General features: G+C 32.5%; 13 protein-coding genes, 1 pseudogene and 2 riboswitches. Of the genes and pseudogenes, 5 read left to right on the forward strand and 9 right to left on the reverse strand.

Annotation, left to right across the window (positions count from 1 at the left end; all coding sequences use genetic code 11):
* The 6 genes and pseudogenes from CLRAG_RS12265 to CLRAG_RS12290 all read right to left on the reverse strand — a co-directional run.
* A pseudogene (locus CLRAG_RS12265) lies at nucleotides 1–207 on the reverse strand (AAA family ATPase); the annotation flags it as partial.
* A 765-nt stretch (nucleotides 208–972) separates the two neighbouring features.
* A complete protein-coding gene (gene gcvPB, locus CLRAG_RS12270; protein WP_065078695.1) occupies nucleotides 973–2,433 on the reverse strand; it encodes an aminomethyl-transferring glycine dehydrogenase subunit GcvPB in 1,461 nt (486 codons plus the stop codon).
* On the reverse strand, nucleotides 2,433–3,776 hold the full coding sequence (gene gcvPA / locus CLRAG_RS12275; protein ID WP_065078696.1) for an aminomethyl-transferring glycine dehydrogenase subunit GcvPA: 1,344 nt from the start codon (nucleotides 3,774–3,776) through the stop codon (nucleotides 2,433–2,435). The genes gcvPB and gcvPA overlap by 1 nt, the downstream gene beginning before the upstream one ends.
* A gap of 5 nt (nucleotides 3,777–3,781) precedes the next feature.
* Nucleotides 3,782–4,162 carry a glycine cleavage system protein GcvH gene (gene gcvH, locus CLRAG_RS12280; protein WP_065078697.1) on the reverse strand — a complete coding sequence of 127 codons (381 nt, stop codon included), beginning with the start codon at nucleotides 4,160–4,162 and terminating at the stop codon, nucleotides 3,782–3,784.
* Between the two features lie 16 nt (nucleotides 4,163–4,178).
* Nucleotides 4,179–5,285 (reverse strand): glycine cleavage system aminomethyltransferase GcvT, encoded by a 1,107-nt coding sequence (gene gcvT, locus CLRAG_RS12285; protein WP_065078698.1) that lies wholly within the window; start codon nucleotides 5,283–5,285, stop codon nucleotides 4,179–4,181.
* A 66-nt stretch (nucleotides 5,286–5,351) separates the two neighbouring features.
* Nucleotides 5,352–5,445, reverse strand: a riboswitch (glycine riboswitch).
* 374 nt (nucleotides 5,446–5,819) lie between these two features.
* Nucleotides 5,820–6,776 (reverse strand): tetratricopeptide repeat protein, encoded by a 957-nt coding sequence (locus CLRAG_RS12290; protein ID WP_065078699.1) that lies wholly within the window; start codon nucleotides 6,774–6,776, stop codon nucleotides 5,820–5,822.
* A 206-nt stretch (nucleotides 6,777–6,982) separates the two neighbouring features.
* Between CLRAG_RS12290 and CLRAG_RS12295 the strand changes: the two genes are divergently transcribed.
* Nucleotides 6,983–7,627 carry a cell wall-binding repeat-containing protein gene (locus CLRAG_RS12295; RefSeq protein WP_065078700.1) on the forward strand — a complete coding sequence of 215 codons (645 nt, stop codon included), beginning with the start codon at nucleotides 6,983–6,985 and terminating at the stop codon, nucleotides 7,625–7,627.
* Nucleotides 7,627–7,734 (forward strand): cell wall-binding repeat-containing protein, encoded by a 108-nt coding sequence (locus CLRAG_RS21410; protein WP_275507581.1) that lies wholly within the window; start codon nucleotides 7,627–7,629, stop codon nucleotides 7,732–7,734. Before CLRAG_RS12295 ends, CLRAG_RS21410 begins: the two co-directional genes overlap by 1 nt.
* 243 nt (nucleotides 7,735–7,977) lie before the next feature.
* Here CLRAG_RS21410 and CLRAG_RS12300 read toward each other — a convergent pair whose 3' ends face one another.
* A complete protein-coding gene (locus tag CLRAG_RS12300) occupies nucleotides 7,978–9,246 on the reverse strand; it encodes an NAD(P)-dependent oxidoreductase (RefSeq protein ID WP_065078701.1) in 1,269 nt (422 codons plus the stop codon).
* Between the two features lie 477 nt (nucleotides 9,247–9,723).
* A complete protein-coding gene (locus CLRAG_RS12305; protein WP_065078702.1) occupies nucleotides 9,724–12,018 on the reverse strand; it encodes a hydratase in 2,295 nt (764 codons plus the stop codon).
* 345 nt (nucleotides 12,019–12,363) lie between these two features.
* On the opposite strand from CLRAG_RS12305, the gene CLRAG_RS12310 reads away from it, so the two are divergent.
* Entirely contained in the window at nucleotides 12,364–13,347 is a 984-nt protein-coding gene (locus CLRAG_RS12310) for a sugar-binding transcriptional regulator (protein ID WP_065078703.1), read from the forward strand.
* Nucleotides 13,348–13,609: 262 nt separating this feature from the next.
* On the opposite strand, the gene CLRAG_RS12315 is transcribed toward CLRAG_RS12310, so the two are convergent.
* On the reverse strand, nucleotides 13,610–14,620 hold the full coding sequence (locus tag CLRAG_RS12315) for an NADH:flavin oxidoreductase (RefSeq protein WP_065078704.1): 1,011 nt from the start codon (nucleotides 14,618–14,620) through the stop codon (nucleotides 13,610–13,612).
* 224 nt (nucleotides 14,621–14,844) lie between these two features.
* A riboswitch (SAM riboswitch) is annotated at nucleotides 14,845–14,952 on the forward strand.
* A 174-nt stretch (nucleotides 14,953–15,126) separates the two neighbouring features.
* Between CLRAG_RS12315 and CLRAG_RS12320 the strand changes: the two genes are divergently transcribed.
* On the forward strand, nucleotides 15,127–16,527 hold the full coding sequence (locus tag CLRAG_RS12320) for an APC family permease (protein WP_065078705.1): 1,401 nt from the start codon (nucleotides 15,127–15,129) through the stop codon (nucleotides 16,525–16,527).
* A gap of 33 nt (nucleotides 16,528–16,560) precedes the next feature.
* A complete protein-coding gene (locus tag CLRAG_RS12325) occupies nucleotides 16,561–17,295 on the forward strand; it encodes a cyclase family protein (protein ID WP_065078706.1) in 735 nt (244 codons plus the stop codon).
* The last annotated feature ends 2 nt before the right edge of the window (nucleotides 17,296–17,297 follow it).

A 17,297-nucleotide genomic window follows, 5' to 3' on the forward strand; every position in this document is an offset into this window, starting at 1 on the left:
ATTAATTAGCTGCTCCATATAAGGTGCTGCAGTCAATATTAAATTTCTGTTAGCTGCAAATCTTTTCTGTAATTCAGCATCGTGTATTATTTTTTTACTAAAGACCTGGTGTGAATCAATACTGAACCTTTTACATCTTATATGTGAAAGTTCTATATACGGCTTAGATACAACTGCATTGTCCAATTTGCAAATAGCTGCATTCATTATAATCCCCCCGTCATAATAACAATTTCTAATTTAACTTTGCATTATTATAGTAAAGTTCATTAACATTATATATAATTACCGCAAAAACTAAACACCTTAATAATAGTTAGATATTTAAATTTAGAGTCATTATTTATTTATAAGCAATATATATGCCATTGTTTAAAATGTCCAAATTAGGTAGTTTCTTTATATTTTTTATTATGTATGTTCTTTTTTTGATCAAATCAATTAAAAAAACGGTGTTCGTTTTTTGACTACAGTTCGTTTTTTGAACATATTTTAAATATTGTCATTTATTTCGCATTAATGTTGCTCAAAATTTAAAGGATATTAAACTACCCATTAGCATTATAACTTCTTTTATAGGAGCTCCATTTTTAGGATATTTGCTTATAGCTCAGGGAAAAATCAATGGAATTAATAAAAGACTTCTAAGCTAGAAATTGAATTATTCTCCAGATATTTTTACAATCTTCATCTCCACTCTATATGGAACTAAATATACAAGTTTTCTAACTAAAAAAATAAACTTATACGTAGAAATATTTTTACAATAAACAATCACATTTAAATATTTTGCATATAAATCTTAGTTGAAAATTCATGAAAAAGCTTAGGTTTTTTGAATTGTCTGAGGTACGAGTTTTCAAAAATCCTTAGGTTTTTATGAATTTTCTGCTTAGATTTATCAAAATATTTAACAGTGCTTGTGATTGTAAAAAATATTCGGAGTATAAGTTTATTTTTAGTTTAGAAACTCTACTTGCCTTTATTCCACTTAACTACAGGCTTTCTTGCTGCCTTTACTTCGTCTAATCTTTTAATTATTGTCGTATTTGGTGCTGATTTTACTATATCAGGATTTTCCTTAGCCTCTTTTGCAATACTTATCATATCATCTATGAATTCATCTAGTGTTTCTAACTTTTCATTTTCCGTAGGTTCTATCATCATTGCTTCTTTTACGATTAATGGAAAATATATAGTTGGAGGATGGTATCCATAATCCAAAAGTCTTTTTGCCACATCCAAAGTTGTAACTCCGTTTTCATCTTCTTTCAAGCCGCCAAGTACACATTCATGTTTACAAACTGTATCTATAGGTATATTATAATAATCCTTAAGTCTTTCCTTTATATAATTGGCATTTAAGACTGCATCTTCACTAACTTCCCTTAAGCCATCTGCTCCCATACTCAAGATATAGGAAAATGCCTTTACCATAACTCCAAAGTTTCCATAAAAACTTCTTACTTTTCCTATAGAATAAGGCCTGTCATAGTCTAAATAATATTTGTCTTTATCTTTAGAAACTACAGGAACAGGTAAAAATTCCATAAGTTCTTCTTTGACTCCTATAGGCCCGCTTCCTGGGCCGCCGCCGCCGTGAGGTGTTGAAAAAGTCTTGTGAAGGTTCATATGACATACATCAAATCCCATATCTCCAGGCCTTGTCTTTCCCATATTGGCATTCATGTTAGCACCATCATAGTAAAGAAGTCCCCCTGCTTCATGAACAAGTTTGGCTATTTCCATAATATTTTTTTCAAAAAGTCCAAGTGTATTAGGATTTGTAAGCATAAGTCCTGCTACTTCATCACTCAATATAGATTTCAGAGATTCAATGTCCACTGTTCCATCTTCATCCGATTTCACTTCTATTATTTCAAACCCTGTGCAAGAAGCTGAAGCCGGATTTGTACCGTGAGCTGAATCAGGAACTATAATCTTTTTTCTCTTAAAATCTCCCTTTTTTTCATGGTAAGCTTTTATAATCATAAGTCCTGAAAGTTCTCCATGAGCTCCTGCTGCTGGCTGGAGGGATACAGTTTCAAAGCCTGTTATTTCAGCAAGTTTTTGACCTAATTCATACATAAGTCTTAAAGCTCCCTGGCTAGTCTCTTCTGGCTGATAAGGATGAAGCTGCGTAAACTCCTTAAAATCTGCCATATCCTCATTTATTTTAGGATTATACTTCATAGTACAAGAACCAAGAGGATAAAATCCTGTATCCACACCAAAGTTTTTATTGGAAAGCAGTGTAAAATGTCTTATTACATCTATTTCACTTACTTCTGGAAGCTCAGGCTCCTCTTTGCCTATAAATTCTTCAGGCAGCAATTTTTCAATACCTTCTTCTGGTACGTCACATTTAGGAAGGGAGTAGGCCTTTCTGCCTTCTTTGGAAAGTTCAAAAATAAGTTTGTTATGCTCTTTCATTACTCAATTCCCTCCAATACAGAAGTTAATTTATCAATTTCATTCTTTGTCCTCTTTTCAGTGACACATAAAAGCATGGAATTTTTATAAGAAGGATATTGTTTTTCCAGATCATATCCACCTAATATTTTATTTTCAAGTAGTTTCTTATTTATATCTCCTACTGAATTTTGGGAAGCAACTACAAATTCATTGAAAAATGGCTTGTCAAATACAGCTTTGTATTTTCTGCTTTCAGTAAGCTTTTTAAATGCATAATGAGATTTTTGAACATTCTGATAAGCCACTTCTCTAATTCCCTTTTTACCTAAGGTAGTTAAATATATAAGTGCTGTCAGTGCATTTAGTGCTTCATTTGAGCATATATTTGAAGAAGCCTTTTCACGTCTTATATGTTGCTCTCTTGCCTGAAGTGTTAGCACATAGCCTCTCTTGCCTTCTGAATCCGTAGTTTCTCCTACAATTCTTCCTGGAATCTTTCTTAAATACTTTTTAGTAGTAGTTAAAAATCCAAGATAAGGACCACCATAATTCATGCTGTTTCCAAGAGATTGTCCTTCACCTACAACTACATCTGCTCCATATTCTCCAGGACTCTTTAATATTCCAAGGGAAATAGGATCACAAAATACTATTAAAAGGGATTTATTATCATGAACATACTTCTCCACATCCTGCAGCTCTTCTATTAGTCCTAAAAAATTTGGTGTTTGAACTATAACTGCTGCTGTATCCTTATTAATCTCACCTTTAAGTTTGTCTATATCAGTAACTCCACCTGCTTCATCTATTTCTATTAGATTTAAATCTTTAAATCTCAAATAGGTTTTAAGTACCTTTCTAACTTCAGGATTTAAAGTTTTTGAGACAACTATATTTTTACGTCTTGTTACATTTGCAGCCATTTGTGCTGCTTCCACACAAGCTGTAGCTCCATCATACATTGAAGCATTTGAAACTTCCATACCTGTTAAATTAGCCATAACCGTCTGGTACTCAAATATAGTCTGAAGTGTACCCTGGCTTATTTCAGCTTGATAAGGAGTATAGGCGGTATAAAACTCAGACCTTGACGTTATGTGTTTTATCACAGAAGGTATATAGTGGTCATAAACTCCTGCACCTAAAAAGCATGTTAGATCATCACAGCTTTTATTTGATTTTGCAATGTCCTTAATGTAAGACTCCACTTCAAGCTCAGACATTCCATCATTTATATTCAATTTTCTATTTAAACGAACGCTTTCTGGTATATCGGAAAACAGATCATCTATGCTGCTTACTCCTATTTTCTCCAGCATAATTTTCTTGTCTTCTTCTGTAAGCGGTAAATAAGGATGCATATAAATCACTCCTTATCACATATTTTTTCATAGTTTGCTGCATCAAGTAAGTCTTTCAATTCAGCTTCATCTGATACTTGAATTGAAATTATCCAATTTTTGTAAGGATCTTCATTTAGACCTTCAGGGCTATCTACAAGTTCCTCATTTACCTCTAACACCTTACCTGAAACTGGTATACACAAATCTGAGGCTGCTTTTACAGATTCAACTGTTCCAAATACATCACCTTTTGAGAATTCTGAATCCACTTCAGGAAGTTCAACAAAAACAATTTCTCCCAAAGAATCCTGGGCAAAATCTGTAATACCTACACAGGCTTTGTCCCCATCAACTTTTATCCATTCATGATCTTCTGAATACAATAACTCCTTTAAAGTTTTCATTTATAAATCCTCCCCGCTATTTGTTATAATTTTTATTATAAAATTTTTTACTAACTACTTCCGCCTTTAAAAACTTATTTCTCACCTTTATAGAAATAGAAGTTCCAATGGATGCATATTTAGAATCAATTAAAGCAAAACCTATATTTTTATTTAAAGAAGGCGAGCGATATCCAGTGGTTACTTCTCCTATTTTCTTATCCTCTGCAAAAACTTCGTATCCGTGCCTTGAAATTCCTCTTTCCTTCATTTCAAAACCCACTATTTTTCTCTTTAGTCCTTCTTTTTTCTGCTTTACAAGAGCATCCTTACCTATGAAATTGTCTTTATCTAATTTGACAAAAATTCCTATACCTGCTTCAAGAGGTGTAATTGATTTAGACAATTCATTTCCATAAAGGGGCAAGCTAACTTCAAATCTCAAAGTGTCCCTTGCACCAAGTCCTACTGGTTTTATGCCATCTTCCTTACCTGTTTCAAGTATTTTATCCCACAGATACTCTGCATTTTCAGTTCCTGAATAAATTTCAAATCCATCTTCTCCTGTATATCCTGTTCTTGAAACCAAGCATTTTTTTCCTGCAACTAGTACATCTTTTTTGAAGAAATAGAACTTGATGTTATCTAAGTCTGTATCCGTTAATTTTTGAAGTACTTTTTGCGCATTTGGCCCCTGAATTGCAAGCTGTATAATTGAAGGAGATATATTTTTTATATCTACCTGAAAATTTCCCTTATTTTTCATCATCCAATCAATATCTTTATCCGTATTTGCAGCATTTATTACGAGAAAAAAGTGCTCATTTGTAAATTTATAAACAAGTATATCATCCACTATTCCACCTTCTGGATAGCACATAGGTGTATATAATATTTGGTTTTCTTTAATCTTAGATGCATCATTTGTTATTAAATTTTGAACAAATTCTAGTGCATCTTTTCCTGTTATATCTGCTTCTCCCATATGTGAGACATCAAACAATCCTGCTTTTTTACGTACTGCTTGGTGCTCAGCTGTTATGCCTTCAAATTGTACTGGCATATCCCATCCTGCAAAATCTATTATTTTTGCACCGTATTTCTCATAAGAATCAAACAGCGGAGTTTTCTTTAATTCTTCCATAACATAAGACCTCCTTCATATTTTTATGCATTAAAAAAGGATATGGAGACTATTTACCTAATAGTCCACATATCCTCTGTTTTTTTACCTGAGAGTTTCGATATTAAATATCTTTCACCTTTGGTACTGCTTTTATAGCAGATTTTTCAGAGTTTTGTCCTACAGCGCTCCTTCTACCTGAGAGTTTTTGATATAGCCGTGGCGGTATATCATTGCTTCTTCGGTTAACAACTAGATGTTATCTCGCACTATATTCATCCAATTTATATACTTTTTACTACATTATTAATATACACCTTAGAATATGGAATTTCAATAAAAATATCTTTTGTTATTTAAATAACAAAGTTGATCAATTTACAATGTAAAGCTGACCTAGCAAATGCAACAAATAAACTAACTTTATCTGTATTAACGTCTGTCTATTTGTTAAACTTGTTTTCTATATCTTTAATAACACTATTACTAACTGACTTTTCCCCACCTGATTCAATCAGGTGGTAGTTAAATTATACTCACCTATATCTAAAAGTTCTAGTTGATACTGTGTACATTTCCCATATCATGTTTATATAGTTTGCCTGTAGAAGCCTCAACATAATATCCATCTCTCGTATGACCTCCTAAAGTAAGATAAAATTCATAGCCATTCTTTGTAGTAGATGAATTACTATTAAAATATGCTTCTATAGGTTTAGATTCTTTACTATCATAAGAAATTGTTTTACCGCGATAATCTGCCATACACTTAACCTCATTTTTAATTACTGCAGTAGAATCAAGACTTGCATACAAATTCGTTCCATCATCATTCTTAATTACTGCGTATTTGCCATCAGGAAATTCAGCTTTCAAGACCATAGACAATGCCTGATCAAAGGTTACTGATCCACTTGCTGAAGGAACTCCTGTAGAAGCTTCAGCTGCTTCAGTTTGATCTTTCTTTTTTTGACCATCCGCAATATCACCCTCAAGTTTTTTCGCATCAGAATTATTAGCATCAAGCTTAAATATGTTATTTAAACAAATACTTGCTTCATCAAACTTATTATTTTTTGTATCATCTTTGGCCTTAGCTAAATTATCAGATACATATAGTTTTTTACACTCATTGATTTTATTTTGAGAATCACTATATCTTTTAGGGTCTTGTTTATCTACCTTCTTGAAAATATTAATTGCACTTAGGTAATCCTTGCTCTTCATTTTTTGCACAGCACCTTCATAATTTTCTTTTGACTTCTTTAAAACGCTCATAAGTTGTATCTTTTTATCAACATCAGAAGTTTTCTTATAAGTCTCTGCTTCTGTATAAAACTTTATTGCATTATCGTAATCTTCTGTAGTTACAGCTTTATTTGCAGCCGTCAAAAGATCATTATATGGCTTAACCTTGTTGAAATAATAAAATCCAGAACACCCTGCAACAATTACAACTAAAATTATAATTAAAATTGTTTTAGTAGATAAATGTTTAATTCCATCTATCACATTAATTACCTTCCTTCATTATAAAAAACTAGAGCTGATATATTTAATAAAAAATTCATTTTTAAGCATTCTACAAAAACTTAAAAATTCCTCTTTTTATTTACATTATATTAAAATACTTTATTATTATGAAAATATATGTAAAAAATCCTTTTTGATATATAATTATAAAAAATTTACTAGCTTTTGGCATAGTTTGTGGTTTATTGGTTGCACCAGCTTTTGGTACACATACTTCTTATAATACTGTAAAGACAGCAGAACTAAATCAAATTTATGATTATAAAGGCACACTATTAACACCAACAGGATTTGTATGTTCAACGATGATTGAACAAAACTATTTGCTCGCTAATATGTCCTATGACAATTTAGTGAACGGTAGGCATACTGTGACAGTTACTCCAGAAAGTAACCCAGATTTGTTTCAAAATATAGGAGGAAATCCTAGACTCCACCCAGCTAAGCTAAACTTGAACGGTAAAATTTATCATGCCAAGCAGTATAATAATGGTGCAACTATGAAGAATGTAATCATATCCTCTGGTGAAGGATTTGCAGATGCTCTTGCAGGTTCCACCTTGGCACAAAAGTTAAACTACCAGATTCTTTTAGTTGATAATCTGGATGACAGATCAGATACCTTAAACTATATAGCATCCAATTTAGACAAAGATGGACATATCTACATTTTAGATGGCAATGTGGCAGTTTCACACACCCTTAAAGACTGGTTTATTTGCAAGGATTCAATACAAACAACATTGCTAGATATTGGGGACAGACTAGAGAGGGAACAGCAAGCCAGATATCCACTGCCGTCCAAGCACCTTAAGGTACTCCAGTTATAATAGCATCCGAAAAGAATTTCCCAGATGCTCTGTCTATATCCTCAATTGCAGCATATAAGGGCTATCCAATACTAATAACTCCGCAGTCATCCCTTATAGCCACATAAGCCAAAATAGGAAGACTAAGGGGTTTATTTTAGGAGGGACAGGGGTTATGTCAAAATCTACAGCTAGTAATATTGAGTCAGGTGCCAAATAACAATTTGTTGTATTTTAAATAAAAAGCTACATTAGCTTGAAGTTAATCCTCCATCTAATGCAGCTTTTCAATGATGTTTTAAATATTAAATCCATTGGTTAGGCTGTCTATCAAGAAAATACACAGTTATATCTGGATTATAAAATATTTTTTAATTTTTATCTGAATCTTCATATTTCTTATCCATACTCTTTATATATTCTTCCATAGCATTTACAAGGTGTTTTGAAACCTCTACTGCTTCAACAACAGTTTTGGCACCTGTCACCACATCACCTGATGCAAAAACTCCAGACCTTGTAGTTCTTCCTGAATCATCTGTCTGTATAAGTCCTCTGAAATTCACTTCTATTCCTTCAGAATTGTTTACTATATTTGCCTTAGGTCCCTGGCCTACAGCAATTATTATAGAATCTGCATTAAAAAGCTTTGCTTCCTCATCCTTTAGCATTACTTTCTTTTTTCCGGTATTTTCATCAAAAGATACCTCAGTTGGAACTATCTTTATTCCATCATCTGTTATTTCAACTGGTGCCATTTTATAGAGAAATTTCACTCCATCAAGTTTGGCATAATCAATTTCTATGTTATCTGCTCCTGCATGTTCTTCATCACTCCTTGCAATGATAGTTACGTCATTTGATCCATTTCTAATTATGGTCCTTGCAGCATCCATAGCAACATTTCCTGCGCCTATAATTGCAACTTTATCTCCCAAATTATAAGACTCAGGGTTTTTAAGATAATCTATGGCATAATTCACATTACCATAAGTTTCTCCTTTAAGTCCCAAGCTCCTCGGGCTCCATACTCCTGTTCCTATATAAACTGCCCTGTATCCATCTCTAAACAAATCTTCAACAGTTATCACAGGTCCTATAAGGGTATTAGGCCTTATCTTAACTCCCATATGGAAAAGTTTATCCTTAAGCCTGTCCAAAATATCTTTAGGCAGTCTAAATGCAGGTATGCCGTATCTCAAAACTCCTCCTATATCTTCGTGGGATTCAAATATAGTTACATCATATCCCTTTCTTGCCATTATAAAAGCAATACTCAATCCTGCTGGACCTGATCCTACTACTGCAATTTTTTTATTCAACTTTTTTATATCAGCTGACGTTATAAAATTAAGGTAAAAGTCCGATATATATTTTTCGATAAGTCCAAACTTTATAGAAGTTCCTTTTTTGCCAAGCACACAATGGCCTTCACAAAACTTTTCATGCGGACAAACTTGTGAACAAATAGCTGACATGGGGTTATTTTCAAAAAGAAGTTTCCCAGCTTCCTTTATTTTATTCTCTTTAAAAAATTTTATTACTTCATTTATAGGGGTATTTACAGGGCATCCTTTTTTACATTGAGGTACTTTGCATCCGAGACATCTATTAGCTTCACCAAAAACAACTTTATCCAATCCTTTTTCCTCCCTTGTGTAAATAAACTTTATAATGTTTTATTTACCATCTGTACTATTTTCATCAATATGATGTACTAATATTTATATTACATATATATAATCATATATAATGTAAATTCTCAATATTTATTATCTGTATCTATGTTAATTATCTTCTGTATCTCTTAATCCATCTTAAAAATGCTTAAGATTTCATAAGATTTATAATAATTATCATATACAACGAACGCTCCTGTTTTCTTCCTGACTTTTGTAAAATTGTTTAAAAATAATTAGTAACAGTACTTACGTAAAATAATTTAATCATAGAATAATAATTTGTTGTATTTTAAATAAAAAGCTGCATTAGCTTGAAGTTAATCCTCCATCTAATGCAGCTTTTCAATGATGTTCTAAATATTAACCATACATTTAGCATTCACAAACACTATTTCTGCTAAAATTTTTACTATTAATTAAATTTATTACACTAGATCATTTATCTGTTTTATTATAATTTATCAAACATCCGTCTAACAAGATATTTACTTCCTTCTCAGTAAGTTTGTCAATTTTTACACTGAACTTTTTGAGACTACCCTTTACTACATAAGCATCTATTTCAGCTGGTCTTTCAGTAACAGCCTTCCTTACATTAGGTATAAATATATAGTCATCACATTCAAACTGTGGTTCATCTTCCATAACAAAAGGAAGTACACCCCAATTAATCAAATTTGAACGATATCTTTTAGTAGCATATTCTCTTGCAATATTAGCATATCCACCTAAAACTTTTTGACAGCTGGCTGCCTGTTCTCTAGCAGAACCATCTCCAGGCTTTACCGCATATATCATGCTTCCTATACCTGTATTACTTGTATTTATGCTGCCAAACTCTTCTTTTACTACATTGAATACTTTTTCTAGATCCCTATTTGCATCAAAAGGAGATTTTCCTACAAGTCTATCTTTTTCCGATTTTTGAATTTGTTTTGATCTTCCAACATATTCAGGATCTTTACGTGACAGCGTAAACTCTGAAAGCTTTAATGGATTAGATCTATAAGAAGATGCATCTCCTGAAGGTATAAGTTCATCTGTTGTAGTTACAGGATCTTTAATTAAAGAACATACTTTTAATATTAAATTGTCTGCAAGCTCAGGCATATCCGGCCAGTTCTTTATATTAGGTCCAAATCTCAATTCTTCATCACTATTTCCTTTGTCAAAGGCACTATAAACACGGTTATCATAAATTGTCTTGTTAAAATAATATTTAGGTATATTGTAGTTTACATCTAAATCTGTAGCTGCTGTAACAAATCCTTTGTTAGCAGCTGTTGCTGCTATTGAACGTGCATCCATAAGTGCTACATAAGAAAGCTGATCATCATTAGGTTTTGAACCTTCACGATTAGGGAAGTTTCTAGTTGTATGCCTTATGCTGAGTGAATTGTTTGCAGGCGTATCTCCTCCTCCAAAACATGGTCCACAGAAAGCTGTCTTGACTATTGCTCCTGTCTGCATCAGTTCTCCAGCAATTCCATTTTGAGCTAAGCTGTAATAAACAGGCTGACTGGAAGGATAGACATTTAACGTAAATTCATCATTTCCAATAGATTTTCCTTTTAATATACTGGAAGCCTCACAAATATTTTCATAGTTACCTCCAGCACATCCAGCTATGCATCCTTGTTCTACATATAATCTATTATCTCTAATCTTATCTTTTAAGGAGAAGTTAAGATTTTTGTTAGACATTCTCTTTTGTGCATCTCTTTCTACTTTATCCAATATATCATAAAGGTTTGTGTTAAGTTCTTCAATAGTATATACATTACTTGGGTGAAAAGGCATTGCTATCATAGATTTTATTTTTGACAGATCCACATATACAATTCCATCATAATATGCAACACTCCCAGGATTTAATTCTTTATAGTCATCTTTTCTTCCATGTAATTCAAGATAGTCACAAACTTTGCTGTCAGTCTTCCATATGGAAGTCAAGCATGTAGTTTCAGTGGTCATTACATCAATGCCAGTTCTGTATTCTACAGATAAGTTTTCTATTCCAGGTCCAACAAATTCCATTACCTTGTTTTTAACAAAGCCATTTTTAAACACTTCACCAATTATAGCTAAGGCAACATCCTGCGGTCCTATGCCCTTTTGTGGTTTTCCAGTTAAATAAATTCCTATAACCCCAGGGTAAGATATATCATATGTCTGTGATAGCAGCTGTTTAACAAGTTCTCCGCCACCTTCACCTATTGCCATTGTACCAAGTGCTCCGTAACGGGTATGACTGTCTGATCCTAAAATCATCTTTCCACAGCCTGCCATCATTTCACGCATATACTGATGGATAACTGCTAAATGAGGTGGAACATATATTCCTCCATACTTCTTTGCTGCAGACAATCCAAATAAATGGTCATCCTCATTAATTGTTCCACCAACAGCACAAAGACTATTGTGGCAATTAGTAAGCACATAGGGTATTGGGAATTTTGTTAGTCCGCTGGCACGAGCTGTCTGTATAATTCCTACAAAAGTAATATCATGAGAAGCAAGAGCATCAAATTTAATGTTTAAGTTTTCACTATCTTTTGATTTATTATGATTCTGCAAAATAGAATAAGCTATAGTTTGTTTTTTAGCTTCTTCCTTGTCAATATGCTCTTTTCCTAATTTTGCCTTAAGTTCTTCATTAGATTCTTTATTATCAAAGTATAATTCGTCTCCATGTAATAAATATGCACCTTCACCATGTAATTTAATCATAACTTCCTCCTTACTAGCTTATGGATATCCTAATTTTCTAATCATCGTAAATATGATTTAATGATAGCAAATTCATTTTTCAAAGTCAACATTAGTTAATATTTTGCACAAATGTTTTTAAATTATCTTATAAAATAAATGCTATATAAGATTTATCGTTACATTTTTAAATTTATGTATCATTAGTATTTGCATAAAACTGTAAATTACTGCTTATTATATTGAAAAAACAAATGAGTTACATTATAATTATTTTGTATAATTGGGTTATTAGCTTCCTTCAATGCTATTTCTAAATCACTTTAAATTAGTACGTTAAATATAAAATTATTTGAGAGGGTAGACATGATAGATGAATTTGAAAAAATAAATGAAACTGAAAGATTAAATTTTCTTGCTGAAATATCTGATATGTATTATGAATTAAATATGACTCAAAGTGAAATAGCAGCCAAGTTATCTACTACTAGATTTAAAGTTTCTAAACTGCTTCAAGAGGCGCGTGACAAACATGTAGTGGAAATTACTATAAGCAAACCTCACAGTAGAGTTCCTAAATTAGAAAATGTTTTAAAAGAAAACTTTGACTTAAAAGATGCACTGGTACTGGACAATAAGGTGTTTGCTTATGAAGAAACTTTAAATACACTGGGAAAATTGGGTGCTCAATATGTAGACAATTTAATTAGTGAAAATTCTATTATAGGTGTACTTTGGGGAAAAACTCTTTTAAATTTAATAAAAAATCTAAAGCCAAAAAAGAAACTTCCTATAACTGCTGTCCAGATAGTGGGGGCGGCGGCTAAGGATGTAACTATTGTGGATTCTCAGGAACTTATGAGAAATTTAGCAAATACATATGGAGGTAAATGCAAATACTTGTATGCACCTCTTTATATAGATAATGATTATGCTAGAAAGGCACTTATGCGGGAACCTGTATTAAGTGATACTCTATTTCTTGCAAATAAATCGGACATAATTCTCACAGGAATAGGTACAACAGATGCCATGTTCTCTTCCTCACTTTGGGCAAATTATTTGGAAAGAGTCAAACAATACAGTTTAGATGATCTTAAAGCTGTAGGATGTATTTATGGCCGTGTTTACAATGAGCTAGGGGAAGAAATTGATATTGATATAAATCAAAAAGTGATAGGTATAGATACTTCATCTATTCGCCGGGTAAACCATGTAATAGGTATTGCTGCAGGGAAATTTAAAGCCAAGGCAATCTTAGGAGCCCTGCGTGGGAAGTATATAAACACACTTATTACCGATGACGCCACTGCCTCAAAAATACTTTCTCTAGCAAAAATACAATTTTAGAATAATAAAAACAGGAGTTAAAATATTGCGAAGCAAAGCTTTTGAAAATAACAAAGTTTAAAGAACAAAGAACAGATAAAGGTGATTTTCCTCGTACCTCAGCAAATCTACAATTTTAATATTTTCTGACGTTAGGAAGAAAATTATCCTTATTTGATATTTAAACTTTGTTATTTGTTCTTTAAAAAAATTGCTTCGCAAAGTTCTTATATTAAGTTAATTTCTTATGTGCAAAAGTTGAGTCACTTATATATAAAACATACTAGCATTTACTATGTTCAAAACTTTCAACGGCTCTTTTGGCCCAACTAGAATCTTTATACATAGCTCTTCCTACACCTATGAGATCAGCTTTTACATCTACAAGCAGTTCCTCTGCAGCTTCAGCTTTTGTAATGCCTCCAGTTAATATAACAGGGATTGATACAAACTGTTTCAAGCTTCCACTGAGTTCTGAGAAATATCCTTGAGAGTTATTTCCCGGTACAGTAAATCTGCAAAATCCTCCTGAAATATCTAAAACATCCAGACCCGCTTTTTCAAATTCACAAACTGCAGCTTTACTATCTTCAAGTGTAGTTCCACCTTCCATGTAATCAGAAGCTCCCAATCTCATAAAAATTGGAAATTCATTTCCTACAGCTTCACGTACAGCCTTTATAACTTGAAGGTGAATTTTAATTCTATTCTTTACATCATCTCCACCATATTCATCAGTTCTCTTGTTTGTAAGGGGAGAATAGAATTGATTTAAGAGATATCCATGGGCAGAGTGAATTTCTACTCCATCAAAACCCGCCGCCTTTACACGCACAGCAGCATCCTTAAAGCTTTTAACTATATCTTGAATTTCATCATAAGTAAGCTCTCTTGGAATACCCGATTTCATAAAAGGATTTTCCACAGCTGAAGGTGCAACTAAAACACTTCCTGTAACTGCCACCGTGGTTGCACTCCCAGCATGATTAAGCTGCATAACTGCCTTGCAACCGTTTTTATGAATAGTATCAGCTACTTTTCTTAAACCTTCTATTGTACTGTCATCTGCAACAGAAAGCTGATTTTTACTAGCTTTTCCTTCTTGTTCAATAAAGCTGTGTTCAACTATAATGAGTGATAAATATCCTCCTCTAGATATTTCATCATAATGTTCTAAGAGCTTACTACTTACTTTTCCATCATCTTCAGATTTCTCTGTAGCCATAGGCGGCATAATTAATCTATTTTTTAAAACTAATTTACCACTGTTTAGTGGCTCAAGTAAATGTGTCATAATTTCCCTCCTGCATCTAAATTTAACTTAAATTTTATCATAGCAGACATTAAAAAACAAGTAGTGCTTTCTTGTGACAAATTTAGCATTTAAATTGTATATTTATAAAGAAATTTAGGAACTTATTTATAGTTCAATTATATAAATTACAACTTTAATCTTTCAAAAAAAGTTATTGACAACAGGACAATCTTGGTAGTATACTACTAACTAAATTAAATAAAATCTTATCAAGAGAGGTTGAGGGACTGGCCCTATGAAACCCAACAACCAGCATTTTCATTTAAATGTATTGGTGTTAATTCCTGCAGATTATTTCTGATAGATGAGATAATTGATTTTTAATATCATGATATTAAAAGGTCATTTTTCTTATCTTATAGAAAAATGACCTTATTTTTCTATAAGATAAACCATTCGATTTGCGCAAATCAAATATTCCGATAAGATTTCCATTTAATTAATAAAAATATAAGTAAAAACCTATTCGCTAAGGAGTGAACAATATGAGCAAAGAAAACTCTAAAGGCATTAATGCCCTTAAAAAAAATCAACTTAATTTTGTAGAAGTTATTGCACTTTCAGTTGCAATAATAGCACCTACTTTTGCTATGTCAATGAATGTAGGACTTATGGCATCAACAGTATCTTACTCTGTAAGTGCAGTATTTGTTATATCAACTATACTAATGGGCTTTGTAGCCGTATCTTTTATAAAATTCAATGAATATTTTCCATCTGCAGGTTCGGTTTATACATTTACAGAAAGATCTTTGGGTAAAAAAGCTGCTTCAATATCAGGATGGGCTCTTCTTCTTACCTATATAGGATTTTCTGCTGGATGTTCTTCTGCTTTTGGATCTCTTTTTTCTAGCTTTATTAAAGAATTAACTGGAATAAGCATATCCTGGATTATATTTGCACTAATTTGTGAGGTATTTATATGGTTTGTATCTTATAGTGATGTAAAATTAAGTACAAACATTATGCTTGTCATAGAAGCTGTATCAATCCTCCTCGTAATATTGCTTTCAGTGGTCATTCTTGTAAAAGTTGGTTCAACAAAAGGATTAAGTTTAGTTCCTTTTAAAGGAAATGGAAATAAATTTTCAAATTATGGTGCTGGAATCGTATATGCAATACTATGCTTTGGCGGTTTTGAGGGGGCATCAAGTCTTGGTGAAGAAAGTAAAAATCCTAAGAAATCAATACCTCTTGCAATTGCAAGTACAGTTGTTGTAACCGGACTTATATTCGTATTCGTAAGTTATGCTGAGGTTATAGGATTTGGAGTATCGCCTTCAGGAATAGGTGCTCTAACAAAGTCACCATCTACTATAGTAGACCTTTCTAAAAATTATATAGGAAGTGTATTTACTATATTAATTACGCTGGCTATCAGCATTTCCGCTTTTTCAACTGCTTTAGGATCTATGACTGCAGGTTCAAGGCTTTTATATTCAATGAGTAAAGATGGTAATGTTCCACAAATTTTTTCTGGCGTACACTCTAAACACCATACTCCTTATGTAGCTTTAAACATCATACTTGCAATAATAATAGTTCCAGTTTTAGCACTTTTTAGGCATGATGGAGTAGAAGTATTTGGATATATAGGAACAATAGGTGCACTTGCATTACTTATTGCTTACTTCATAACAAGCTTGGGTTCACTTATATACTTTGGAAAGAAAAAAATATGGACATGGCAGCTTATTATACCAGTTGTAGCTCTACTTGTTTTAGCATTTACCTTTTATTCAAATATTTATCCTATACCAGCCTTTCCTAATAATATATTTCCTTATATAGTTTTGGCATGGATAATAGTAGGTTTTAGTATTACCTCTATTTATAAAAAAAGATCAGTTTTACCTGCAGCTTCTAAAGAGAAGGTTGCTAATTAATATACTATTTAATTTGGAAGGAGATTATATATTATGACTAATAGTTTATGGAATACTTTAGGTGATTTAAAAAAACACCAATGGGTAGATCTTACCCATGAATTTGGACCGGACACCCCAAGATTTGCAAGCTTTAATCCTGCAAAATTTGAGACTATTTTCACTCACAAAGATGGGTTCTTTGTAAAACAATATACATTTGCAGGACAATACGGAACTCATCTTGATCCTCCAATACATTTTGCAGAAGGCGGAAGATACATTGATGAATTAGAACTTCAAGAACTTGTTTTACCTCTTGTAGTTATAGATCTTTCAGAAAAAGTAAAAGAAAATAATGATTACGTACTTACAGTAGATGATATTTTAGAATGGGAAAAGAAATATGGTAAAATACCAGAAGGTGCTTTTGTAGCATTTAGGTCCGACTGGAGTAAAAGATGGCCTGATCAAGACAAATTTTTAAACCTTGATGAAAAAGGTGATGAACACTATCCTGGATGGTCATTTGATGCACTCAAATTCTTATATGAGACTCGCAAAATAGCAGCAAATGGACATGAAACCTTTGATACAGATGCACCAATAGAACAAAAAGCAACTGGATTTCAGGGAGAATATTATGTATTAAAAGAAGACCATTATCAAATTGAAGTTATGACCAATTTGGACAAAGTACCTCCAACTGGAGCAATAATCTTCAGCATAGTTCCCAAAGCTCAAAAAGCACCCGGTTTCCCTGTTCGTTCATTTGCCATTCTACCTTAAGT

Origin of the sequence: Clostridium ragsdalei P11 (assembly GCF_001675165.1) — a bacterium.
Classification (GTDB): domain Bacteria; phylum Bacillota; class Clostridia; order Clostridiales; family Clostridiaceae; genus Clostridium_B; species Clostridium_B ragsdalei.